The organism is Streptococcus sp. 400_SSPC (genome assembly GCF_001072745.1).
GTDB classification, from domain to species: domain Bacteria; phylum Bacillota; class Bacilli; order Lactobacillales; family Streptococcaceae; genus Streptococcus; species Streptococcus xiaochunlingii.
On sequence record NZ_JVIQ01000058.1, the window covers coordinates 1 to 23,470 of the forward strand.

General features: G+C 45.6%; 22 protein-coding genes. 2 read left to right on the top strand and 20 right to left on the bottom strand.

Annotated features, from left to right (window positions below; all coding sequences use genetic code 11):
* Window positions 1–87: 87 nt before the first annotated feature.
* The 3 genes from ytpR to ADH49_RS07530 are packed head-to-tail and all read right to left on the bottom strand — an operon-like array spanning window position 88 to window position 1,333.
* The gene (gene ytpR / locus ADH49_RS07520) at window positions 88–714 is read right to left on the bottom strand and encodes a YtpR family tRNA-binding protein (protein ID WP_006595119.1); all 627 of its coding nucleotides are present in this window, start codon (window positions 712–714) and stop codon (window positions 88–90) included.
* Between the two features lie 14 nt (window positions 715–728).
* Window positions 729–1,046, bottom strand: coding sequence for a thioredoxin family protein (locus ADH49_RS07525; RefSeq protein ID WP_006595120.1), 318 nt, complete (start codon window positions 1,044–1,046; stop codon window positions 729–731).
* The gene (locus tag ADH49_RS07530) at window positions 1,043–1,333 is read right to left on the bottom strand and encodes a DUF4651 domain-containing protein (RefSeq protein WP_006595121.1); all 291 of its coding nucleotides are present in this window, start codon (window positions 1,331–1,333) and stop codon (window positions 1,043–1,045) included. The genes ADH49_RS07525 and ADH49_RS07530 overlap by 4 nt, the downstream gene beginning before the upstream one ends.
* 146 nt (window positions 1,334–1,479) lie before the next feature.
* On the opposite strand from ADH49_RS07530, the gene pepA reads away from it, so the two are divergent.
* Both pepA and ADH49_RS07540 read left to right on the top strand, forming a co-directional pair.
* Window positions 1,480–2,544, top strand: coding sequence for a glutamyl aminopeptidase (pepA, locus tag ADH49_RS07535; protein ID WP_006595122.1), 1,065 nt, complete (start codon window positions 1,480–1,482; stop codon window positions 2,542–2,544).
* 158 nt (window positions 2,545–2,702) lie between these two features.
* Window positions 2,703–4,187, top strand: a complete 1,485-nt coding sequence (locus ADH49_RS07540) for a DUF1846 domain-containing protein (RefSeq protein ID WP_006595123.1) — start codon at window positions 2,703–2,705, stop codon at window positions 4,185–4,187.
* A gap of 361 nt (window positions 4,188–4,548) precedes the next feature.
* Here the strand turns inward: ADH49_RS07540 and folK are convergent, their stop codons facing one another.
* From folK to rpoB, 17 genes are all read right to left on the bottom strand, one after another.
* A complete protein-coding gene (gene folK, locus ADH49_RS07545; RefSeq protein WP_040803178.1) occupies window positions 4,549–5,364 on the bottom strand; it encodes a 2-amino-4-hydroxy-6-hydroxymethyldihydropteridine diphosphokinase in 816 nt (271 codons plus the stop codon).
* A 26-nt stretch (window positions 5,365–5,390) separates the two neighbouring features.
* Complete coding sequence (gene folE / locus ADH49_RS07550; protein ID WP_006595126.1) at window positions 5,391–5,945, bottom strand: GTP cyclohydrolase I FolE; 555 nt, start codon at window positions 5,943–5,945, stop codon at window positions 5,391–5,393.
* 1 nt (window position 5,946) lies between these two features.
* Window positions 5,947–7,251, bottom strand: coding sequence for a bifunctional folylpolyglutamate synthase/dihydrofolate synthase (locus ADH49_RS07555; protein WP_006595127.1), 1,305 nt, complete (start codon window positions 7,249–7,251; stop codon window positions 5,947–5,949).
* 16 nt (window positions 7,252–7,267) lie between these two features.
* Window positions 7,268–8,224: a dihydropteroate synthase gene (gene folP, locus ADH49_RS07560; protein ID WP_048691285.1), complete on the bottom strand. Its 957-nt coding sequence runs from the start codon at window positions 8,222–8,224 to the stop codon at window positions 7,268–7,270.
* A gap of 159 nt (window positions 8,225–8,383) precedes the next feature.
* Window positions 8,384–9,058 carry a CPBP family intramembrane glutamic endopeptidase gene (locus tag ADH49_RS07565; protein WP_224781595.1) on the bottom strand — a complete coding sequence of 225 codons (675 nt, stop codon included), beginning with the start codon at window positions 9,056–9,058 and terminating at the stop codon, window positions 8,384–8,386.
* A 151-nt stretch (window positions 9,059–9,209) separates the two neighbouring features.
* Complete coding sequence (locus ADH49_RS07570) at window positions 9,210–10,406, bottom strand: acetate kinase (protein ID WP_023022080.1); 1,197 nt, start codon at window positions 10,404–10,406, stop codon at window positions 9,210–9,212.
* A gap of 48 nt (window positions 10,407–10,454) precedes the next feature.
* Window positions 10,455–11,408, bottom strand: a complete 954-nt coding sequence (locus ADH49_RS07575; protein ID WP_023022079.1) for a class I SAM-dependent methyltransferase — start codon at window positions 11,406–11,408, stop codon at window positions 10,455–10,457.
* A 31-nt stretch (window positions 11,409–11,439) separates the two neighbouring features.
* Entirely contained in the window at window positions 11,440–11,886 is a 447-nt protein-coding gene (gene comGG / locus ADH49_RS07580; protein WP_006595132.1) for a competence type IV pilus minor pilin ComGG, read from the bottom strand.
* Window positions 11,852–12,304 carry a competence type IV pilus minor pilin ComGF gene (gene comGF / locus ADH49_RS07585; protein WP_048691341.1) on the bottom strand — a complete coding sequence of 151 codons (453 nt, stop codon included), beginning with the start codon at window positions 12,302–12,304 and terminating at the stop codon, window positions 11,852–11,854. The genes comGG and comGF overlap by 35 nt, the downstream gene beginning before the upstream one ends.
* On the bottom strand, window positions 12,288–12,581 hold the full coding sequence (gene comGE, locus ADH49_RS07590; protein WP_048691287.1) for a competence type IV pilus minor pilin ComGE: 294 nt from the start codon (window positions 12,579–12,581) through the stop codon (window positions 12,288–12,290). Before comGE ends, comGF begins: the two co-directional genes overlap by 17 nt.
* On the bottom strand, window positions 12,547–12,972 hold the full coding sequence (gene comGD, locus ADH49_RS07595) for a competence type IV pilus minor pilin ComGD (protein ID WP_048691288.1): 426 nt from the start codon (window positions 12,970–12,972) through the stop codon (window positions 12,547–12,549). Before comGD ends, comGE begins: the two co-directional genes overlap by 35 nt.
* Window positions 12,941–13,258 carry a competence type IV pilus major pilin ComGC gene (gene comGC / locus ADH49_RS07600; protein ID WP_023022076.1) on the bottom strand — a complete coding sequence of 106 codons (318 nt, stop codon included), beginning with the start codon at window positions 13,256–13,258 and terminating at the stop codon, window positions 12,941–12,943. Before comGC ends, comGD begins: the two co-directional genes overlap by 32 nt.
* Window positions 13,255–14,277, bottom strand: coding sequence for a competence type IV pilus assembly protein ComGB (gene comGB / locus ADH49_RS07605; protein WP_048691290.1), 1,023 nt, complete (start codon window positions 14,275–14,277; stop codon window positions 13,255–13,257). Before comGB ends, comGC begins: the two co-directional genes overlap by 4 nt.
* On the bottom strand, window positions 14,219–15,160 hold the full coding sequence (comGA, locus tag ADH49_RS07610; protein WP_048691344.1) for a competence type IV pilus ATPase ComGA: 942 nt from the start codon (window positions 15,158–15,160) through the stop codon (window positions 14,219–14,221). Before comGA ends, comGB begins: the two co-directional genes overlap by 59 nt.
* Window positions 15,161–15,265: 105 nt before the next feature.
* Window positions 15,266–15,643, bottom strand: coding sequence for a DUF1033 family protein (locus ADH49_RS07615; protein ID WP_006595139.1), 378 nt, complete (start codon window positions 15,641–15,643; stop codon window positions 15,266–15,268).
* Window positions 15,644–15,848: 205 nt separating this feature from the next.
* Window positions 15,849–19,502, bottom strand: a complete 3,654-nt coding sequence (gene rpoC, locus ADH49_RS07620) for a DNA-directed RNA polymerase subunit beta' (protein ID WP_082161874.1) — start codon at window positions 19,500–19,502, stop codon at window positions 15,849–15,851.
* A 151-nt stretch (window positions 19,503–19,653) separates the two neighbouring features.
* Complete coding sequence (gene rpoB / locus ADH49_RS07625) at window positions 19,654–23,223, bottom strand: DNA-directed RNA polymerase subunit beta (protein WP_048691295.1); 3,570 nt, start codon at window positions 23,221–23,223, stop codon at window positions 19,654–19,656.
* Window positions 23,224–23,470 lie beyond the last annotated feature (247 nt).

Below are 23,470 nucleotides of genomic sequence, written 5' to 3' on the forward strand. Positions count from 1 at the left end.
AAATCAGCGTAGTAGAGCCCACTCAACCACTGCGTCTTGCTCGACAATCCAAAGACAATTGAGGGGCCGGATTTCTGTCCCACTCTCTTATCCTTGCCAGTGACGAGCGGGGTCAAATGGAGTTCCCACCTCTTCTGTATCCTGCAATTCAATAATACCACGTTTTTGTGGTGCATTTGGCAAGTGCAATTCGCGTGGGCTACACATCATGCCAAAGCTCTTTTCTCCACGAAGGGCTCCTGGGAAAATCAAGCTGCCATCTGGCATCATCGCACCTGGTAGAGCCACGATTGTCTTGAGGCCTTCACGCGCATTTGGTGCACCTGCTACGATCTGAACCGTCTTGTCTAGTCCAACAGCCACTTGGCAGATGTTGAGGTGGTCACTATCTGGATGAGCAACCATTTCAACGATTTGCCCCACGACAAACTTAGGCTCCTTGTCATTAACCAAGACCTCTGCAAATCCTTCAGCTTGTAATTCTTGATTGAGGCGTGCAACTTGCTCATCACTCAAGAAAAGTTGCCCCTTGCCGTCAAGGGCAAAGAAAGTCGAAGCCTCAAAAATATTCCAGGCCACTGTTTCTTGCTTGTCTTCACGGTAGACACGGGCTACTTTGCCTTTGCGCTCGACTGCTAACTTGGCATCCCCACTATTTTTCAAGGTGAGCATTAAGACATCACCGACTTGTTCTTTATTATAGGTTACAATCATTCTTTCTCTTTCTCCTACTTCAATCCTGCTAAAAATTCTGAAATCTGAGCCTTGGTTTTGCGATCACGATTGACGAAACGCCCCAGTTCCCGATCCTTGTCTAGGACCACTAAACTCGGAATGCCATAGATATCCCAAAGCTTAGCCAGGTCTAGATACTGGTCTCGGTCAACCAAAATGAAGGTAAATTCAGGGTTTTCTGCTTCAATCTCTGGCAAAAAGGGCTGGATATACCGGCAATCGCCACACCAATCCGCTGAAAAGAAGAAAACCTTCTTTCCTTCTTGCTCGACGTAGCGGGCTAATTCCTCTAAGGACTGTGGAATGATCATAGTTTTTCCTCTTCATACTGAAGGAGACCCTCTTCATAGACAAAGCGATAGTGGCGCTCATCCTCAAATACGATCCCTCCTACCAAACGCTCTTCGCTTGATTCATAGAGTTCCACATAAAGGGTCGCAATCTTCCCCATATTCTCCATTTGCTCACGGACTTCTGCGACTAACTCTTCTTGCGTCCGTAGACGTTTTTGATCTTTGGCAATTTTATAGGCCCCAAGGGCAAGAGCACTTGCACTAGCTGCTGCAAGGCTGGATAAAATGATTTTTTTAGCTTTCATACCTCATATTGTAACACAAAATACAAGCTGGGACAACGAAGGAGAATAGTTCTCCCCATCATGACGATCTGCTTTCATTCCCGTCAACTGCCACTACCATCTCAACTAAAAAAGTGATAAAATAACAATCAGAAAGAAGGTAACTTATGACTGATTTATTTTCTAAAATCAAAGAAGTAACAGAACTTCCTGCCATCTCTGGCCACGAAGCGCCTGTTCGCGATTATCTACGCAAACAGATCACTCCACATGTGGATGAAGTGGTCACAGACGGCTTGGGAAGTATTTTTGGGGTATGCCACTCAGAAGTGGCTGATGCTCCTCGCATCATGGTCGCAGGCCATATGGATGAAGTTGGCTTTATGGTCAGTGAGATCAAGGCAGACGGCACCTTCCGCGTGGTGGAAATCGGTGGTTGGAACCCTATGGTGGTCAGCAGCCAACGTTTCACCCTTTTGACCCGCGATGGCCATTCCTACCCTGTCATTTCTGGATCTGTTCCTCCGCATTTGACACGGGGCGCAAACGGTCCTGCCCTTCCCGCAATCGGAGATATTGTCTTTGATGGTGGCTTTGCCAACAAAGAAGAAGCTGAGAGCTTTGGGATCCGTCCAGGTGACACCTTGGTCCCTGAAAGCACTGCAATCTTAACAGCCAATCAGAAAAACATCATCTCCAAAGCTTGGGACAACCGTTATGGGGTCTTGATGGTCAGCGAATTGGCACAAGCCCTCTCTGGACAAGCCCTAGCAAACGAGCTCTATGTCGGAGCAACTGTCCAAGAAGAAGTCGGACTGCGCGGTGCAGGGACTTCTGTGACCAAGTTTGATCCGGAAATCTTCCTAGCTGTTGACTGTTCTCCCGCTGCAGATGTCTACGGAGGCCAAGGAGCCATCGGCGAGGGAACCCTCCTTCGCATCTTTGACCCAGGTCACCTCATGTTGCCAAATATGAAGGACTTCCTCCTCACCACCGCTGAAGAAGCCGGCATCAAGTACCAATACTACTGTGGAAAAGGCGGAACGGATGCTGGAGTAGCCCACTTACGAAGCGGTGGAGTGCCATCTACTACCATCGGAGTCTGCGCACGCTACATCCACTCCCACCAGACCCTTTACGCTATGGATGACTTCCTTCAAGCCCAAGCCTTCCTTCAAGCCTTGGTCAAAAAATTGGATCGTTCAACCGTTGATTTAATTAAGAATTATTAATATTTTTCCAAAATAATTCTTTTAAACCCCCATTTTGGGGTTTTTTTGATATAATACTGAATGAATATTGCAACGGGTGTTCTTTTGCACTCCCCTTTCCCTATGTGAAAGGCGGAGCACCGCTAAAGATCACCCTCGCTTCTTTATTGGAGGTTTAAATGAAGAAACAAGCTTTTAGTTCCGAAAAGTATTTGAATTTGCAACGCGATCACATCCTCGAGCGCATCAACCAATTTGATGGCAAGCTCTACCTAGAGTTTGGAGGAAAAATGTTGGAAGATTTCCATGCAGCTCGTGTCCTTCCTGGTTATGAACCAGATAACAAAATTAAGCTTCTCCAAGAACTTCGTGACCAAGTGGAGATTGTGATTGCTATTAATGCCAATAACATTGAGCATTCAAAAGCGCGTGGTGACCTAGGAATCTCTTATGACCAAGAGGTCTTCCGCTTGATTGATAAATTCAATGAATTGGGCATCTATGTCGGCTCTGTCGTCATCACTCAATATGCTGGTCAACCAGCTGCAGACCTTTTCCGCAAACAGTTGGAAAAGAACGGTATCGCCTCTTACCTCCACTACCCAATCAAGGGCTACCCAACGGATATGGACCACATCATTTCTCCTGAGGGAATGGGGAAAAACGACTACATTCAAACTAGCCGTAATCTCGTTGTCGTGACAGCTCCTGGTCCTGGTTCTGGTAAATTGGCGACTTGTATGTCCAACATGTACCATGACCAATTAAATGGCATCAAATCTGGTTATGCTAAATTTGAAACCTTCCCAGTTTGGAACCTGCCTTTGCATCACCCAGTGAATTTGGCCTATGAAGCTGCTACTGCAGACCTTGACGATGTCAATATGATTGACCCATTCCACCTCCAAACCTATGGCGAAACAACGGTCAACTACAACCGGGATATCGAAATCTTCCCTGTCTTGAAGCGGATGTTGGAACGCATCCTTGGAGAATCTCCTTACGCTTCCCCAACAGATATGGGTGTGAACATGGTCGGCTTTGCCATCGTGGACAATGACGCAGCGATTGAAGCCTCTAAGCAAGAAATTATCCGCCGTTACTACCAAACCATTCTAGATGTGAAGGCAGAGCGTGTCGGAAACGGAGCTATTAAGAAAATTGAACTCTTGATGAATGACTTAGGCATTTCACCAAAAGACCGCCAAGTCACCGTCCTTGCCCGTCAAAAAGAGGAAGAAACCGGTGAACCTGCCTTGGCACTGGAATTGCCGAACGGAGAAACCGTGACAGGTAAGACTTCTGACTTATTTGGTCCAACGGCAGCTGTTCTCATCAACGCCATCAAGAAATTGGCCCATATTGATAAAGAAACCAAGTTGATTGAGCCAGAATATGTGAAACCAATCCAAGGCTTGAAGATCAACCACTTGGGCAGTCGCAACCCTCGCCTCCACTCAAATGAAATCCTCATCGCCCTCGCCATTACCGCCATGAACCATCCAGAGGCAAATCTTGCCATGCAAGAATTGGGTCGATTGAAAGGGAGCGAAGCCCATTCAACAGTCATGTTGACAGACGAAGATAAGAACGTTCTTCGCAAACTGGGCATTCATGTGACCATGGATCCAGTTTACCAATACGATCGCTTGTACCGCAAATAAAGAAAGGCAAGGCTAGACCGTTGGTCCTAGCTCCATATACAAAAAATCCCCTGAGTGCCTGAACCAGTTGGCACCCAGGGGATTTTTCATAGTTTAATTGGATGGAGAGTTACCTCTCCTTAAAAAGATAGAGGCCCACAATCAGTATCGGGACAAGGAGAAGGGGATACGCTTCTTTTGGCAGTAAGTCCGTTTCCAAACTCAACCAAAGGAAAAAAACAGCCAAGACAATCGCGATCAACCATTTTACAAGATAAGATTTCATGACGCCCACCTACCCCTAATCTATTTATGCATAGTATACTCCTGCTCAGTCAACCTGTCAAGGTAAAAAAGGTAGTTGACCTAAGGGTCAACTACCTTATGTTTCTTTCACAGCCTCCCACAGTTGTCGGATCTGTTTTCTTTGGACAGGATCCACAAAGTAAGGAGCAATTTCATTCAAGGATTCTAGGACAAATGCCCGTTCTGCCACATACGGATGAGGGAGAATCAAATCTGGACTATAGAGGATCAAATCCTCCATATAAAGGAGATCCAAATCGATGACCCGTGGTCCCCATTTGATCTCACGAATCCGGCCCATTTCTAGTTCGATTCCTAGCAAGGTCTCAATCAAGTCTTGGGGCGTAAACCAAGTTTCGACCTCTACGACTTGGTTGAGGAAGCTATCCTGCTCGACCCCTCCCCAAGGTGCTGTCTCAATCTGAGAAGAGGTTTGGAGAATCGTAAGCCCCTTTTCTTCTAGTCTAGATACAGCCGTCTCCAACTGTTGTCCCTTATCGCCCATATTGGTTCCCAGACCAATAAAGGCTCGTCTTTTTTCTCGTTCAATCGTGACCGAACAAGTATCCAAAGGTAGAGGAACTGGCGCCCAAGGTTTTTTCAGCTCCAGTCGAGCCTTTTTGACAAAGTCATAGGTTGCAAAAATCTTCTCCACAAGCTGAAAAGCTACTGTCTCAATCAAATCAATTTTCTCAGCTTGAACCCAATTTGTCAGTTGCTCTGCTAAGATTCCATAATGGATTGAAGCCGTCAAATCGCCCGTCCGAGCAGACTTTGTCATCTCATAATCGACACAGACATCCAGGACAAAGCGTTGCCCCAATTCCTTTTCAGCGGAAAACACACCATGATAAGCATAAATTTCCAAATCTTTGATCCGTAATTGATCCACCATCGTCACCTCAGTTTATCTAGGGATTAGTGTCCCATTAGTTTATAGGCTTCGTTTTTCAGGTCTTTATCTGTCTCTAACAAGCCACGCGCTGCTGTCGTTACAGTAGCTGTCCCTGGTTTGCGTACCCCACGCATGTTCATGCACATGTGCTCTGCTTCCACCCAGACAAGGGCTCCCTGCGCTCCCAGATACTCCATCAAGGCATCCGCGATTTCCACTGTCAAGCGCTCCTGGATTTGAGGCTTTTTGGCGTACACTTCCACTGTCCGAGCTAGCTTAGAGAGGCCCGCTACGCGCCCATTTGGGATATAGGCAATGTGGACCTTGCCATAGAAGGGCAAGAAATGGTGTTCACACATCGAGTGGAAGAAGATATCCTTTTCTACCACCATATTGTTGTCCACAATCTCAAAAGATTTTGATAGGTGGACTTCCGCAGTTTGGTTGAGACCTGCAAAAATCTCTTGGTACATCTTGGCAATGCGTTCTGGTGTTTCTTGCAAGCCCTCACGGCTTCCGTCTTCACCGACTGCGTCGATAATCATCTTCACGGCTTCTTGAATTTTCTTTGTATCCATGTTATCTCCTACTGATTTCTTCGATTAGAAAGGCTCTCACCTGAGCCAAAAAGTACAAGGATCCCGTCACTAAGAGGAGATCAGATTGTTGCAATTTTCTTTCTAGATATTGGGTTAAAAACACCTTCCATTCTTGATAAGGCAGGCCTTTTTGATGGGCTATTTCCTGCATGTCTCTCACGGAATAGGCGCGTGAATCCTCAAAGGTCGTCAAGGTTAATTGACTCTTTTCCAATCCGCTCCATAGTTCTAGCATCTCCTCAATCGCCTTAGTCTGGATACAGGTAAACAAGACTTGTTTGTCCAACTGTCCATACCGTTCTTTTATGGTGGCTACAAGAGGGGCTACTGCATGCGGATTATGGGCGCCATCTAGAATGATGAGGGGCTGGGTCGAAATAACCTCTAGGCGTCCCGGCCACTGGACCCCTTCCCAAGCTTGGAGGATTTCTTCTCGGCTTAAGAAAGAGAGCCCCTTTTCTTGACAGAAGGTATCGCAGAGAGCCAGGGCCAGTCCAGCATTGTCGACTTGATGAAGTCCCAAGAGCCCTGTCTTTAGTTGCATTTCTTCCCGATACTGGCTCTGATAGCCAAAAACTTCCCCGTCTGCCAGTGACTCTTGGTAGCTAACTAAAAAGTCCTGACCTAACAGCTCTACTGGTGCCGATAAGCAGTTCGCCCGCTGCACAATGACTTCTTGGGCTTCCAGTTCCATCCGGCCTAGCAAGACCGGAATCTTTTCCTTGATGATTCCCGCCTTCTCTTGAGCAATGGAGGCCAAATCCGGCCCTAAGAGAGCCACATGGTCCAAGCCAATCGTCGTGATGGCTGTCAAAATAGGCTGACAAACATTGGTACTATCGAGACGACCACCCATGCCCACTTCCAAAATGACCACATCCGGCTTTTCTGCTGCAAAATAATCAAAAGCCAGGACGGTCAGCAACTCGAACTCGGTCAAGCCCAGCAAGGTCTGATCAGAACTGTTTTTTGCAAGTAAGTCCTGATAGAGGGACAGATAAGTTTCTAAATCCTGATCTGAGATGGGAAGCCCATTAATACTGATTTGCTCATGAAAGGAAACTAGATAGGGGGAGGAGAAAACACCAACCCGCAACCCTTTCGCCTCTAGTAAAGACCGTAAATGGGCTAGGGTCGATCCTTTTCCATTGGTCCCAGCTAGATGGATTACAGGACAGGCTAAGTGTGGGTTTCCCCTCAAGGCCAGCAGGGCTTCCATTCGCTCCAAGCCAAAATGGGGCTCGGAAGAACGATAAGTAGCTAACCAACTGAGATCTACTGTCATATCTCTTCTCTTTTCTTTAGCGATATTGTTTCAAATGAAGGTCCTGCGCTTGATCGGCTTGGTAGATCGCACTACCGATAGCTACCGCCATCTTATGGAGGGGGATATCATGCACACGCACAATTTCTACCCCTTGGCTGGCAGCCACACTCGTCAAATGACTGGATGCCAAATCCTGATTGTAGAATCCTTCTTTCGTTTCAGGGTCAGTCTCAAATCCCTCTTCTTCCAGAATATTAACCACAAAGCGCTTCCGAGAGACTCCTAAAAAGATTGGATACCCCTTAGCATGAATGGTTTTTAAGTCCTGCAAAAGTTGGAGGTTTTCCCGCTTGGTCAAGCCAAAACCAATCCCAGGATCTAAGAAGAGTTGATCCGGACTCAATCCCGCCTCCTCTGCTAGCTCAAGGCTCTTAGCAAAGAAGGTCCACATGCAGTCTTGGATAGAGAGACCTTCAAACTGCGCCAACTCCTCTGATGAAAAGGCCGGCTCAAAACCAAAGGTCGGAAAAATGACGGAACTTGGATGATGAGGACGAGCCATGACTGGATTAAACATAAGAATGGCTCCAGCCTGAGCTTCTGCAATCACCCCAGCCATTTGCGGATCTCCTAGCAGGCCTGTGATATCATTGACCAAGTCTGCGCCAGCTGCTAGGGCTGCACGAGCGACCTCTGACTTCCAAGTATCAACCGAAATCAAGATATCACTCTCTGCTCGAATCGCTTCAATGACGGGCACGACTCGCTGGATTTCTTCCTGAATTTCCACAAAATGACTCCCTGGACGTGTGGACTCCCCACCAATATCCAGTATGCTTGCCCCTTCTGCTATTAACTTTCGAGCTTGCTCGAGAGCTCTATCTACCGTTTGGTAACGCCCCCCATCTGAAAAGGAGTCGGGGGTGACATTGAGGATGCCACATAGAAGTGTCCTATCCTTGCCTAGTTGTCTCCATTCACTCTTTGACATATCTTCCTTCATCTTTCTACAGAAATGCCAACCAAGCATAGAAAAGAGGTTAGAATCTTTCCAACCTCCGAGTTTGTCTCTATCTGCGCCTAGATGCTTCTTTGGTAGCTTACCAAAGCTTCTGAATAAAACCCATTGGTCCTATCATTCTACCATATTTTAAGCGGGAAGAAAAGAAACCAGAATAGTTATCAGAAAGGCAAAAGCATTCATGGTAAAGTGCAATAAAATCGAATATTCTACTCGTTTGTAGCGGTAGGCAACCCAAGTCAAGATGAGGGACATGCCCCCATAGATAATCCAGGAACCAAGATTACTTGGTGTATGTAAATAGGCAAAAACAAGAGCCCCAACCAAATAACCAATTTTTTCGTGCCCCTTAAAGATCAAGCGGGGAATCACAGCACGACAGATAATTTCTTCTCCTAAAGGTGCCACTACAACAATGAGCAAACCCATTGCCAGCTGAGGGGCCAAGGAAGCCACCCCTTGGATGGTCTCTTGGTTAGCTGTCGTCGCCTCTCCCAACTGTCGAAGAAGGTTAACCCCAAGAGCATTATTGGCCAGCAACAGGAGAAAATAAAGGAAATTTCGCCCAATATCTCTGCCTTTGATTCGTGAAAAATCTAGTGAATCAAGTGGACTCCATTTCATAAACCACCAAAGCAAATAGACGAGGAGCATGGTGACCCCAAGGACCAAACTATTGATCGTCCAATTTGACCAAGCATTTTCAATCCCCAAGATCAAAGCGATCATGGGTAGTTGAGTCGCTATAAATAACGGTATTCCAATTAGTAACCACAGACCATTTGAAACCCATTTTTTCTCCATCCAATTTTCCATTATTTTACCTCGATTATCAAACTATTTTTCTAGTATAGCATAGATGAGCTACTGGGGCAAGCCCAAGTAGAAGTCACACAAGAGAAAAAAGAGGCGCTTCAAGTCAGCCTCTTCTCTCTTGTTTTTATAGAATAAAGTCTTATCCCTTGTTTTTAAAGCGTTCAACATCACGTGCAATGACTAATTCTTCGTCCGTTGGGATGACCAAGACTCTCACTTTAGCATCCGCTGTTGAAATATCGCCTTCTGCACCAAAGACATTCTTTTCTGGATCAAGCTCACAACCAAACCAAGTTAAGCCGTCAATGACTTGTCCACGGATCGTTTTAGAATTTTCCCCGATACCAGCTGTAAAGATGATGGCGTCTGCTCCATTCAAGACAGCAAAGTATTGACCGATGTATTTCTTAATACGGTCGACAAAAATGTCGTTGGCCAAAAGTGCCTTGTCGTTTCCACTGCGCATGGCTTCGTGGATATCGCGCATATCACTAGAAAGCTCAGACACCCCTAGAAGACCAGATTCACGGTTCAAGATACGACTAATATCTTCTGGACTGTTGAAGTCCTCTGTGTGCTCCATCAAGTAAGGAATAATAGCAGGGTCAATATCCCCTGTACGTGTTCCCATCATGATGCCACCAAGTGGTGTGAAGCCCATAGACGTATCGACAGAAATCCCTTTGTCTACCGCTGTAATAGAAGCTCCATTCCCAATGTGGCAGGTGATTAATTTCAACTCTTCGATTGGTTTTCCAAGAAGCTTCGCAGCTTCGTGGGCTACATACTCATGGCTGGTCCCGTGAGCCCCATATTTACGAACCTTGTTTTCTGTATAGTACTTAGTTGGAAGAGGATAACGATAAGCTTTTTCAGGCATTGTTGTATGGAAAGAGGTATCAAATACAACAACGCTGGTAATATCTGGTAACAATTCTTTAAAGGCACGGATCCCAGCAGCGTTGGCAGGGTTGTGCAATGGGGCCAACAAAGAAAGTTCCTCAACCTTTTGAATGACTTCTTCATCTACAAGAGCAGACTCTTTGAAGTACTCGCCACCTGCAACGACACGGTGCCCTACTCCAGTGATTTCATCGTAGGAAGAAATAATATCGAAACGAATCAAATCATCGAGAAGGATTTTAACCGCTTGTGTGTGGTTCTCGATATCTAAAACCTGTTTTTCCGCTCGACCGTCAAATTTTACTGTCGAAATGGAATCTTTAAGTCCAATTCTCTCGATGAGCCCTTTTGCCAAAACTGTTTCTTCTGGCATTTGGTATAATTGCCATTTCAAACTTGAACTACCTGCATTAATTGCAATTGTTTTCGTCATTTTTTTACCTCTTTAAGCGTTTTCACTCCTATTATAGCAAAATTTTGTTTAAATTTCACTTTCTTTATTCCAGTTTTGAAAACTTTCACGGAATTTCATGAGGTCTTCCTGGTCTTGCAAATCAGTCAAAGGATAGACAAATGGTTGGACCACCGCTTCTTCTTGCTTGCGGAAAACAAAGATGGTTTTTGCTAGATTGGCTGATCGAAAGAGGTTCTCTGGCAAGGTCACCATGGCCAAGACCTGAGCATGATCCTGCATCCATTGTTTCAGCAGAGGACTCTGCTCGCTCGTCAAGAGATCATTCGGAGCTAGAAAAATAGCGACGCCACCTGGTTTTAAGTATTTTAGCGATTGTTCAATCAATAAATGATGGGCATAGGTGTGGCCCTGAGGGGAAGCGACCTGGTAACGACTCGCAATGGCATCATCTGGATAATAACCGACAGGTAAATCGCTGATAATCACATCGCTCTCTTTCAAAACTTGTGGACGAATGGCATCACCTTGGGCAAAATTCACATCCGCCTTCATCACTTCTGCCATACTAGCCGCAAGGTCAATCAAGAGATCATCAATTTCCAAGCCCAAATAATCTAAGGAACGCTGACAGTTGTTCATCAAGGTTTGGGCCAAGTTCCCTGTTCCACTCCCCATTTCTAGCACATCTACTTGATCGGAACTCGCCAACTGATCCACTAGGAAGACCAGAAGAAATCCAATCCCATCTGGCGTAAATTGGTGATTGGCCTGTAGGGGCTCTGTTTGGGCAGCCTTCATCAAAAGATACTGGAAGGAACGACGCCACTCTTCCTTGTTTAAGTTCAAGTCCTTCAGGCGCTGGTTGTTTTCCTTCACTAGAGTCAACTCTGTTTGCCCATCCAGATAGATGGCATTCTGCTCAACTAGAGCATCATAAAAGTTGGTCTGCAAATCATTTTGGATAGTTTGGGTATTCTCTAATAGGTAGCCGTAGGCTTTCTCAATTTTTTCGAAATTCATGCTTTCCTCCATCTCTTAATCATATCAAATTTTAAGAGTTTTCGCTATGCTTTTCGAAGGCCTGAGGCTTCTCTTCCTCAGTCGTGGTCGGGTGGTCTGTGGCCGAATCTGGAGCCTGCTTCTCCTTTTCCTTCTTGTCGGTTTTTTTCTTTTCACGAGGAGGTAGAGCAAAGGTGAAATGATAGCTTCCCCCATCTTGTAAGTGACTCGTTACGTTGGCAAAGCCCGATTTTTCTTCCAAATCGACTCGACCAGTTGAGAAGGTTATGGTTTTTTCTTCCCGATCCCAAGTATCAATCGCCAATTGAGCTTGCGCATAAGCCTGGATCCGGTGCTGACTAGCAAGGAGGATCCGTCTCTCTGCCACTTGTCTGTTCAGGTAAAACTGAAGCAAGAGACTAAAAACCGCCGACATAAAAAGGGCATAAAGAAGGATCCCGGCCTCAATCTGCTTCTTTTTTATCCTTTTCCACCACACGGTAGACCACCTCCCTTTCTAATCCTTCTTCAAAGCGTAGCTGAATAGACACCAGATCCCCTCTTTTTTCAATCCAGGCGGATTCAACTCCATCTATCATCGGTTGGTAGCCACGGCCAGTCGCATCTGTCTTTCGGATATCTCCTCCCTTAGCCAGTCCAATGGCTATGGGTTTTTGATCCTGAACAAGATAGAGTTTGTTGTCTCTGACCTCTTCAAATTGACTACGAGATAATTCAATGTCCAGCTGGTCCTGAAAGAGAAGCCACTCCTCTTGCTTGATGTGGCTTTGGTACTGGAGTTCTTGACGCAAGAGGCTTGTCAATCCTTGAAACACCAATAAACCACCACTGATAACGAGCAAGGCAACCAAGGCCTCCAGTAAAGTAAAGGCTGGCAGTTTATTTCTTTTCAACAGCAATCACAACCTTTCCTTCATGATAGACCTTTAAGGACTTGGCCGATTTCTCTACTTGAACACTGACCTGGTTAATGGTCAATTGATCCTGCCTGGTCTGGATCGCCATTTTTGCGACTCGCAAGACTTCTCCTTGTCTCAACTCTTCTAAGCGCTGCTGTCGCGAGTCCCCTAACTCTCCCAGCACAAGGGTCGTGAGGACACCAAACATCGCTAGGGCGATTAGTCCTTCTAACAAGAGACTAGCGGGGAGCCGTCGATTTCTTAATTTTTCCATTCCCAATTGCCAACTGATAGGTCACCACCTCTTTCTCTGTCTGAAATTGAATCTTGGTCAAGCTTGAATTGCCTCCTGCTGGATCAAAGGTCAGTTGCTTCTCTTTAATCACTTCCACCCCTTTTGGAAGCGGCAATTCTTGATAGGGACTATGAACCCCACCATGGTCGATGGAAAGGAGAGTTCTCTCCTCTTTTGCAATACTCATCTTTTGCGTCTCCTGATAAACCCGTTCAAATTCCGAGAAAAACAATGTTTCTTCTACCTGCCCAAAGGCTTGATGGACTGACCCAGCTAACAGCCAACATAGAAGACTGACGATACCTAGAGTTAGTAAGCTCTCTAGAAGGGTGAAAGCCTTAATCTGCAACCGCACGGTGATCACCTGCATTCTTCACATAGTGAGCACGGTAGGCTTCTGCTTGTTTTTGAGTGATTTGTCCTTCTGCGACTAGCTTAGAAAGACTAGCTTTTTCATTCTGATGATTGAGTTCATAGAGCTCGGCCTGGCTCTCCACGACTTTGACGACTGCTCGATTTCCTGTATCCGTTACTGAATCTTTCTGCTTGGTCAAATTCGGAACAAAGAGCAAGAGAAGAACGCTGATAATGAGCAAAACAACTAACATTTCAATCAGAGTAAAAGCTTTTACCTTGAGTGTACGCAATGATTTCATAAAGGAACCTCCAAATTTTCATAGATCGGCAGCAACATGGCTGCATAGAGTAAAACAATCATAAGGGCGACAAAGACAAAGACCAGTGGTTGGACGACATTCATGGCCTTGTTCAAACGATGGAAAAAGCCTGCCCAGGTCTTGTCTGCATAGATTTCCAACTCACTACCGAGCTTGGACTTGGCCTCCCCATATTCAATCATGAGGGCCATCTCTCGTTTAAAGAAAGGATACGTCTGAATATGATCAGAAAAAGAAGTCCCCCGAGCTAAGGCTACTTCCAAATCCTGTCCAATCTCTCGAAAGAGACGGGAACGTTGTCCCTGCATCATAGGAAAAATTTGATTCAGCTCCAACCCTTGGGCAATCATACTTCCCCATTCTCGAGCATAAAAAGCTGTCAGATAATCCTGTAGGAAGGGGCGAAGAAAAGGAAGTCTAGCCAAAGATGAAACCAGGGCCAGCCGCTTGGCACGACGGCCTAGGAAAAGGAGCATCAAAACTCCAATCGTCAACACCACACTCCCTAACAAAACATACTGGGGAAAAACACTGATCAGTCGTGTCGCCCCATTTTGACTCTCCAACTGAGGCAAGAGATAATTTTTCAGCCCCAGCATAATCAAGATCAAAAATCCCAACAAGAGCACGGGATAGGTCGCCACCTCAACTAGTTTCTTTCGAACCTGGGTCAGATTTTCCAAGTAGCTACGGATTTTTTCCAAACTTAAGGTAACATTTCCATGCTGCTCTGCCAGTGCCAATTGAGTCGTTACCTGATCGGAGAAACCTAGATCAGAGAGAATGGCTGACAGGGGCTTTCCGTTGGCAAGTCCAGCTTGCATTCTTTCAACAAAATTGGCTTCTACCAATTGACTGCGCCGAAGAAAGTCGATGACCTCTGATAGATGAAAGCCACTACTGTAGAGATTGTGAAAGAGCTCAATGACATGTTCTTGCTTAGCAATCGATAATTTTTTCGGCTTGCGCCTGATCCAGCTCAATATGTCCCGCTTCATAAAGCGCGTCCATTTGCTGGTTCCACTTTTGACTGGAGTGGTTTTGGTAATCTTGGATGGCAAAGTCAGTGACACCTCCTCCCTTTATCAAACGCTGGTAACATATCCCTTGAAGGACAATCCGTAACTCCTCCTCACTCACCCCCAACTCCAATAGGCGTTCATAAACCCCAGGAATGCTCTTGGCATGGATGGTGGAAAAGACTGTCACACCTGTCAGACTAGCCCGAATAACTGCGCGAGCTGTCTCCGTGTCACGGATTTCCCCGATGAGGAGGAGATCTGGGCGATGACGCAAAGACAGTTTAATCAAGCTATCATAGGTCATGCCAATCGCTTCATTGAGTTGCAGTTGCAGCATCTCTTCCTGCTTAATTTCTACGGGATCTTCAATTGACATGACTTGTTGCCCTGAAAATTTCTTCTTGGCCAGGGCATGCATCAGTGTCGTCTTCCCCGATCCGACTGGACCTGCAAATAAGTAGAGCCCCCGCTTACTCACCTTCTCTTCTAGCTCTTGAAGTTGGTCGAACCAGAAACGGAGCTCTCGGTCCTCATTGTGGAGCAGGCGAATGACCAAACTCTCATATCCCCTATAGTCTCCCACAGTAGACAAACGTAAGGACAAGACCTTATCCCCTAGAGAATAGTCACAGGAGCCCAATTGACTCCGGCGCCTTTCCCCCACATTCATCCCTGCCATAAACTTAAAATGGCTGACGACCGCTACCATTTGTTCTTGTGAATAGGTCTCGATAAAGCGTCGCTCATCCCCAACCCTTAAAAAGAGCTGATAGTCTGACGATCGAGGAACAAAATAAATATCCTGAGCTTCGGCATTCGATGCCATTCGAATTATGGATTGTGCAATTTCTTGAACCATATTTCCTCCTTTCACTATATAATTCGCAAATAATTGGCCAACTAACGCTGATTTTAGAAAAAAGAGCAAAAAAAAGAAACTCAACTGCATATTGAATTTCTCTTCCTATAGATTATTGCTCTCGTAGTCTAGCTTACAAGAGCGATGAGCCGTGTGGGCATTCTCTTTTTCGTAGCCTGGACGGCGCTTGCTTCTCGGTATCTTCTGATCGTTTTCTAGCAAGGCGACTGAATGATATTGTTGCACGTATTCCGCACATTCTTCACACCAGCGCTGATCCTCAGGATCCCAAAAAATCGTCATTAAATCACTTCTACTTTTAAATAATGGAGATTGCTCTCTTAAAAGTAACCATTGGCGTTTGTAATATTTGAGGGCTTCATAATAGTCATCAAAACTCTGACTAGTGACAATGTCCTTCTCCCAATCTTCTAAAAACCACCAGGGTTCGTAATCCCCATACATTTCAATCACTTGATACATATTTCTCTCCGTCCTTTGTATCCAATATTATATATAAAATCCTTTGATAATAAAAGAATTCTGCTTATGAAAGAAAAAATCAGTAAATTTCCCGAACATTTTCTCCATTTTCTTTCAAAATATACCCCGACGAAGGAAAGCTAGGCTATTTTTTGACACAAACAAAAAGAAGCCCTACTGATAATCAGTAAAGCTTCTTTTGGGATTAATTTTCTTCCACTACAGGTGATTCAACCATTTCAGTTACTTCTTCTGTGACTGGAACTTCTTCGATAATTTCGACTTCATTGACTGCTTGTGGTTCCAAGTTACGGTAGCGAGCCATACCTGTACCTGCAGGAATAATCTTACCAATGATAACATTTTCCTTAAGTCCAAGGAGATGGTCTTTCTTACCACGAATCGCTGCATCAGTGAGGACACGAGTTGTTTCCTGGAAGGAAGCCGCTGACAAGAAACTATTGGTTTCAAGAGAGGCTTTGGTGATTCCCATAAGGACAGGACGAGCCGTCGCAGGAACCCCACCAGAAATAACCACATCACGGTTGGCATCTGTAAAGTCTGTGATATCCATGAGAGTACCCATGAGAAGGTCTGTATCTCCTGGATCCATAACGCGAACCTTACGGATCATTTGACGCACCATTACCTCGATGTGTTTGTCGCCGATTTCTACCCCTTGGCTACGGTATACTTTTTGTACTTCCGCAAGGAGGTAAGTTTCAACAGACAAGACATCACGAACGGCAAGAAGACGTTTTGGTTGGATAGACCCTTCTGTAAGAGCCGCACCACGAGAGACTTGATCTCCCACTTCGACTTTCATACGGGCTGTGTAAGGGACAACATATTCTCCCTCTCCAGTCGCACCACGTACAAAGACTTTCTTGGTCCGTGTCGAAGCATCTTCTTCAATGGCTGTGACTTCCCCTTTGACTTCAGTGATAACCGCTTCCCCTTTCGGATTGCGGGCTTCAAAGATTTCTTGGACACGAGGAAGACCTTGCGTGATATCGGTATTTGAGGCAACCCCACCCGTATGGAAGGTACGCATGGTCAACTGTGTACCAGGTTCCCCGATAGATTGGGCGGCGATGGTTCCGACTGCTTCACCAACCTCAACCGCATCACCAGTCGCCAAGTTGATACCATAACAGTGACGGCAGACACCATGACGAGTGTTACATGTGAAGACAGAACGGATGGTCACTGCTTCAACACCTGCATTGACGATGTCACGAGCGATATCTTCTGTAATCAAGGTATCTGGACCAACGATGACTTCTCCTGTTTCAGGATGTTTAACAGATTTCTTGGTATAACGACCTGTCAAACGCTCTTCCAATGGTTCAATCATTTCTTTACCATCTGTAATAGAGGTAATGAGAAGTCCACGGTCAGTTCCACAGTCATCTTCACGAATGATCACGTCTTGGGCAACGTCAACCAAACGACGAGTCAAGTAACCTGAGTCGGCTGTCTTAAGGGCCGTATCAGTCATCCCTTTACGAGCACCGTGAGTAGAGAAGAACATTTCGAGTACTGACAAACCTTCGCGGAAGTTTGAAAGGATTGGCAATTCCATGATCCGTCCGTTTGGAGCGGCCATCAAACCACGCATACCGGCAAGCTGCGAGAAGTTTGAGATGTTACCACGGGCTCCAGAGTCCATCATCATAACGATTGGGTTCTTCGGATCTTGGTTATCAATCAGACGTTTTTCCAATTTCTCACGTGCTGCACGCCATTCAGCTGTAACCGCATTGTAGCGCTCATCATCTGTAATCATCCCTTTACGGAACTGTTTGGTGATTTGTTCTACACGCTTGTGAGATTCTTCAATGATTTCAGCCTTGTCTTCAACAACTGGAATATCGGCAATCCCCACTGTCAAACCAGCAAGGGTTGAGTGGTGGTATCCTAAGTCTTTCAAACGGTCCAAGAAAGCAGATGTTTCTGTTGTACGGAAGCGTTTGAAGATTTCCGCAATGATGTTTCCAAGGTTTTTCTTCTTGAATGGAACGTTTAATTCCAATTTCTCAATCGCTGCTTTGACATCTTGACCAGGCTCCAAGAAATACTTAGCTGGAACACCTTCTGTCAAGTTGGCATTATTTGGCTCTTGAAGATATGGAAGTTCTGCAGGCATGATATCGTTAAAGAGAATCTTACCAACAGTTGTCAAGAGAATCTTGTGTTGTTGCGCTTCTGTCCATGGTTTGTTCAAGCTATCCGTCGCAATTCCGACACGGGTATGCAAGTGAACATAGCCATTGCGAAGGGCCATGACCGCTTCATCACGGTCTTTGAAGACCATGCCTTCGCCTTCACGACCAGCTTCTTCCATAGTCAGGTAGTAGTTCCCCAATACCATATCCTGAGATGGGGTAACGACTGGCTTCCCGTCTTTCGGATTCAAGATGTGCTCAGCAGCCAGCATCAAGATACGAGCTTCTGCTTGGGCTTCTTCTGAAAGCGGTACGTGGATGGCCATTTGGTCCCCGTCAAAGTCGGCATTGTAGGCTTCACAGACAAGTGGGTGCAAGCGAAGAGCTTTCCCGTCAATCAAGACAGGTTCAAAGGCTTGGATCCCCAAACGGTGAAGGGTCGGTGCGCGGTTCAAGAGCACTGGATGTTCTTTGATCACTTCTTCCAAGATATCCCAGATACGCTCATCTCCACGTTCTACCAAGCGTTTTGCCGCTTTCACGTTTTGCACGATATCACGGGCAACGATTTCACGCATAACGAATGGTTTAAAGAGCTCGATGGCCATTTCACGTGGCACACCACATTGGTACATCTTAAGAGTCGGACCAACGGCGATAACGGAACGTCCTGAGAAGTCCACCCGTTTACCGAGCAAGTTTTGACGGAAACGTCCTTGTTTCCCTTTAAGCATGTGGCTCAATGATTTAAGCGGACGGCTACCTGGTCCTGTGATCGGACGACCACGACGACCGTTGTCGATCAAAGCATCAACGGCTTCTTGGAGCATCCGTTTTTCGTTTTGCACGATGATACCAGGAGCATTCAACTCAAGCAAACGCGCCAAACGGTTGTTCCGGTTGATCACACGACGGTAAAGGTCGTTCAAGTCAGAGGCGGCAAAACGGCCACCATCCAATTGGACCATCGGACGAAGATCTGGTGGAATAACGGGAAGGATGTTGAGAACCATCCACTCTGGCTTGTTGCCAGATTTGTAGAAGGCATCTAAGACATCCAAACGGCGAACAGCCTTCACACGTTTTTGACCAGTTGCAGTCTTCAATTCTTCTTTCAAGACAGCAATTTCTGCTTCCAAATCCACTTGTTTCAAGAGGTCTTGGATCGCTTCTGCCCCCATCTTAGCTACAAAAGAACCTGGTCCGTATTCGCGCAAGCGTTCACGGTATTCACGCTCTGTCATGATAGACTTGTGCTCAAGCGGTGTATCTTTTGGATCGATCACCACGTAAGCTGCGAAGTAGATGACTTCTTCAAGGGCACGAGGACTCATGTCCAAGGTCAACCCCATACGAGAAGGGATGCCTTTGAAGTACCAGATGTGTGACACAGGTGCTTTCAATTCGATGTGTCCCATGCGTTCACGACGAACCTTGGCACGTGTTACTTCCACACCACAGCGGTCACAAACAATCCCTTTGTAACGGATCCGTTTGTATTTCCCACACGCACATTCCCAGTCTTTTGTCGGTCCAAAGATGACTTCATCAAAGAGACCTTCACGTTCTGGTTTCAATGTACGGTAGTTGATAGTTTCAGGTTTCTTGACCTCTCCATAAGACCATGAACGGACCTTGCTTGGAGAAGCTAGGGTGATTTGCATACTTTTAAAACGATTTACATCAACCACTATTTCTTACCTTTCTTTATGTTCATTATCGATTGTATGTTCTTCTGCTTTTTGGTGAAGGAGAGAAGGCACTTCCTTCACACCTTCAACCCTAAAGCTTGGGGGTAGAGAACCTTCTCAGGTTTTCTTCCCTCTTGAACTACATATTTTATTAATCTTCTTTCCCTTCAGCTTCGAAAGCCGCGCGAGCTTCCTTAGCTGCTTTTTCACGTGCTTTTTCTAGATCATCTACGTGGATGACATCGTCGTCTTCCCCTTCGTCAAGATCGCGAAGTTCGACTTCTTTGTCATCTTCATCTAGGACACGCATATCCAATCCAAGTGATTGCAATTCTTTCACGAGTACTCGGAAGGACTCTGGCACACCTGGTTTTGGAATTGGTTTTCCTTTGGTAATCGCTTCATAAGCTTTCAAACGTCCGTTGACATCGTCTGACTTGTAGGTCAAGATTTCTTGAAGGACATTAGACGCACCATAAGCCTCAAGGGCCCAAACTTCCATTTCCCCGAAACGTTGTCCACCAAACTGAGCTTTACCTCCGAGTGGTTGTTGGGTAACCATTGAGTATGGTCCGACAGAACGAGCATGGAGTTTATCATCAACCATGTGGTGAAGCTTGATCATGTACATGACACCAACAGAAACTCGGTTGTCAAATGGCTCACCAGTCCGTCCATCGTAAAGAATGGTCTTAGCATCGCTATCCATACCGGCCTCACGAACAGTATCCCAGAGATCTTCTGAACTTGCTCCGTCAAAGACTGGTGTTGCGATGTGGATGCCCAAGTTACGAGCTGCCATACCAAGGTGAAGTTCCATAACCTGACCGATATTCATACGGGATGGCACCCCAAGTGGGTTCAACATGATATCAACCGGTGTACCATCTGGAAGGTAAGGCATGTCTTCAACGGGAACAATACGGGATACAACCCCTTTGTTTCCGTGACGACCGGCCATCTTATCTCCGACGCGGATCTTACGTTTTTGTGCGATGTAAACACGAACCAACATGTTGACACCAGATTGCAATTCATCTCCGTTTGCACGCGTAAAGATTTTGACATCGCGAACGACTCCATCTCCACCGTGAGGTACACGAAGAGAAGTATCACGCACTTCACGAGATTTATCTCCAAAGATAGCGTGGAGGAGACGTTCTTCAGCAGAAAGGTCTTTTTCACCCTTCGGTGTTACCTTACCAACTAAGATATCGCCTTCTTTTACTTCCGCACCGATACGGATAATACCCATTTCGTCAAGGTTTCTGAGAGCATCTTCCCCAACGTTTGGAATTTCACGAGTGATTTCTTCAGGGCCTAACTTAGTGTCGCGCGTTTCTGATTCGAATTCTTCCAAGTGAACAGATGTGTAGACATCTTCTTTCACCAAGCGTTCGCTCATGATAACGGCATCCTCAAAGTTGTAACCTTCCCATGTCATGTAGGCAACGATTGGGTTTTGACCAAGGGCCATTTCCCCTTTTTCCATCGATGGACCGTCTGCGATAAAGTCTCCTTTTTCAACAACGTCACCAACTTTTACAAGAGTACGTTGGTTGTATGCAGTACCTGAGTTTGAACGACGGAATTTTTGGATGTGGTAGACATCAAGGGATCCATCTTTACGACGAACTTCTACCTTATCCGCATCTGCATAGCTAACTTTACCATCATGTTGCGCAATGACTGCAGCTCCTGAGTCATGGGCTGCTTGATATTCCATACCAGTACCCACGTAAGGCGCTTTTGGATCGATCAATGGCACAGCCTGACGTTGCATGTTGGCACCCATGAGGGCACGGTTGGAGTCATCGTTTTCCAAGAACGGAATACATGCTGTCGCAACGGCAACTACTTGCTTTGGAGATACGTCCATGTAGTCAACTTGATCAGATGGGAACTCTTGGTTGTTACCACGGTGACGTCCCATAACGATTGGCTCAGCAAAACCACCTTTTTCGTTCAACTTAGAGTTGGACTGGGCTACGATGTACTCATCTTCTTCATCAGCTGTTAACCAAACGATTTCGTTGGTGACCACACCTTTTTCACGGTCTACTTTACGGTATGGCGTTTGGATGAAACCATACTTGTTCAAGTGTCCGTAGGATGACAAGTTGTTGATCAAACCGATGTTTGGTCCTTCAGGTGTTTCGATTGGACACATACGTCCATAGTGAGTGTAGTGCACATCACGGACTTCGTATCCAGCACGGTCACGTGTCAAACCACCAGGCCCTAAGGCTGACAAACGACGTTTGTGAGACAACTCAGAAAGTGGGTTGTGTTGGTCCATGAACTGGGACAATTGTGAAGAACCAAAGAATTCTTTGATCGCTGCAGTCACGGGGCGGATATTAATGATTTGTTGTGGTGTTAATACTTCATTATCTTGAACAGACATGCGTTCACGAACATTACGTTCCATCCGTGAAAGTCCCAGACGCACTTGGTTGGCAAGCAATTCACCTACCGCACGGATCCGGCGGTTTCCAAGGTGGTCGATGTCATCCACGCGGCCAAGACCTTCAGCCAAGTTAAGGAAGTAGCTCATTTCAGCAAGGATATCGGCTGGAGTGATAGTACGAACCTTATCATCTGGATTAGCATTGCCGATGATAGTGATAACGCGATCTGGATCTGTTGGTGCTACAACCTTGAATTTTTGAAGAACGACTGGTTCTGTCAATACTGCTGAATCATTTGGAGTATAGACAATCTTATTCAGATCACCATCCAAATGTTCTGAGATGCTGTCGATGACATCGCGTGTCATCACTGTACCAGCTTCTACAAGGATTTCTCCTGTTTCAGCATCTACCAAAGGTTCTGCAAGGGTTTGGTTCAATAAACGGTTCTTGATATTTAGTTTCTTGTTGATCTTGTAGCGACCAACTGGGGCCAAGTCATAACGACGTGGATCAAAGAAACGGGCTACCAACAAGCTACGTGAGCTTTCCGCTGTTTTTGGCTCACCTGGACGAAGACGCTCATAAATTTCTTTAAGAGCTTCATCTGTACGAGAATCCATTGGGTTTTTGTGGATATCTTTTTCAACAGTGTTGCGAACCAATTCGCTATCCCCAAAAATATCAAAAATCTCGTCATCTCCAGAGAAACCAAGGGCACGAACCAAGGTCGTAAATGGAATCTTACGCGTACGGTCGATACGAGTATAAGCAATATCTTTTGAGTCTGTTTCAAGCTCTAGCCAAGCTCCACGGTTCGGAATAACCGTTGATCCATAGCCAACCTTACCGTTCTTGTCCACCTTATCATTGAAGTAGACACCTGGTGAACGTACGAGCTGAGATACGATGATCCGCTCTCCACCATTGATGATAAAGGTTCCCATTTCGGTCATGATTGGGAAATCACCAAAGAAGACTTCTTGAGTTTTGATTTCGCCTGTTTCCTTGTTGACCAAACGGAAGGTTACAAAGATTGGGGCAGAATAGCTCGCATCATGGATACGTGCTTCTTCCAAGGTATACTTTGGTTCTCTGATTTCATAGCCGACGAATTCCAACTCCATTGTGTCTGTGAAGTTCGAAATTGGCAATACATCTTCGAAAACTTCTTTCAAACCATGATCCAGAAAATCTTTAAATGAATCCGTTTGGATTTCAATCAAATTTGGTAAATCAAGAACTTCTTTGATTCTTGAAAAACTACGACGGGTCCGATGTTTCCCGTATTGAACGTCATGTCCTGCCAAAGTTTTAACTCCTTTTCTATACTAGGATACCAGCTAGGGGAAACCCCTCTCTGAAGATCCGGTTTCTATATCGCTTCTGACTACATCAGAATAGTTCTCATCCAGTCGAAACGATGTTATGAAGGGGTGTGATCTACATCACGTGAGAAGAAATCTCCTCCGTATCATTCATCCTTTTTGGAATTTTTAGAAAGATTAAGTTTGTATGACAAATCTGTTTGTTTCTAAAAATAGGCACAAAAAGAGC

Bases quoted from the DNA above. Each gene is read 5' to 3' on its own strand.
- ytpR (WP_006595119.1), bottom strand. From the start codon at position 714: ATGATTGTAACCTATAATAAAGAACAAGTCGGTGATGTCTTAATGCTC.
- ADH49_RS07525 (WP_006595120.1), bottom strand. From the start codon at position 1,046: ATGATCATTCCACAGTCCTTAGAGGAATTAGCCCGCTACGTCGAGCAA.
- ADH49_RS07530 (WP_006595121.1), bottom strand. From the start codon at position 1,333: ATGAAAGCTAAAAAAATCATTTTATCCAGCCTTGCAGCAGCTAGTGCA.
- pepA (WP_006595122.1), top strand. From the start codon at position 1,480: ATGACTGATTTATTTTCTAAAATCAAAGAAGTAACAGAACTTCCTGCC.
- ADH49_RS07540 (WP_006595123.1), top strand. From the start codon at position 2,703: ATGAAGAAACAAGCTTTTAGTTCCGAAAAGTATTTGAATTTGCAACGC.
- folE (WP_006595126.1), bottom strand. From the start codon at position 5,945: ATGGATACAAAGAAAATTCAAGAAGCCGTGAAGATGATTATCGACGCA.
- ADH49_RS07555 (WP_006595127.1), bottom strand. From the start codon at position 7,251: ATGACAGTAGATCTCAGTTGGTTAGCTACTTATCGTTCTTCCGAGCCC.
- folP (WP_048691285.1), bottom strand. From the start codon at position 8,224: ATGTCAAAGAGTGAATGGAGACAACTAGGCAAGGATAGGACACTTCTA.
- ADH49_RS07565 (WP_224781595.1), bottom strand. From the start codon at position 9,058: ATGGAGAAAAAATGGGTTTCAAATGGTCTGTGGTTACTAATTGGAATA.
- ADH49_RS07570 (WP_023022080.1), bottom strand. From the start codon at position 10,406: ATGACGAAAACAATTGCAATTAATGCAGGTAGTTCAAGTTTGAAATGG.
- ADH49_RS07575 (WP_023022079.1), bottom strand. From the start codon at position 11,408: ATGAATTTCGAAAAAATTGAGAAAGCCTACGGCTACCTATTAGAGAAT.
- comGE (WP_048691287.1), bottom strand. From the start codon at position 12,581: ATGGAAAAATTAAGAAATCGACGGCTCCCCGCTAGTCTCTTGTTAGAA.
- comGD (WP_048691288.1), bottom strand. From the start codon at position 12,972: ATGCAGGTGATCACCGTGCGGTTGCAGATTAAGGCTTTCACCCTTCTA.
- comGC (WP_023022076.1), bottom strand. From the start codon at position 13,258: ATGAAATCATTGCGTACACTCAAGGTAAAAGCTTTTACTCTGATTGAA.
- comGB (WP_048691290.1), bottom strand. From the start codon at position 14,277: ATGAAGCGGGACATATTGAGCTGGATCAGGCGCAAGCCGAAAAAATTA.
- comGA (WP_048691344.1), bottom strand. From the start codon at position 15,160: ATGGTTCAAGAAATTGCACAATCCATAATTCGAATGGCATCGAATGCC.
- ADH49_RS07615 (WP_006595139.1), bottom strand. From the start codon at position 15,643: ATGTATCAAGTGATTGAAATGTATGGGGATTACGAACCCTGGTGGTTT.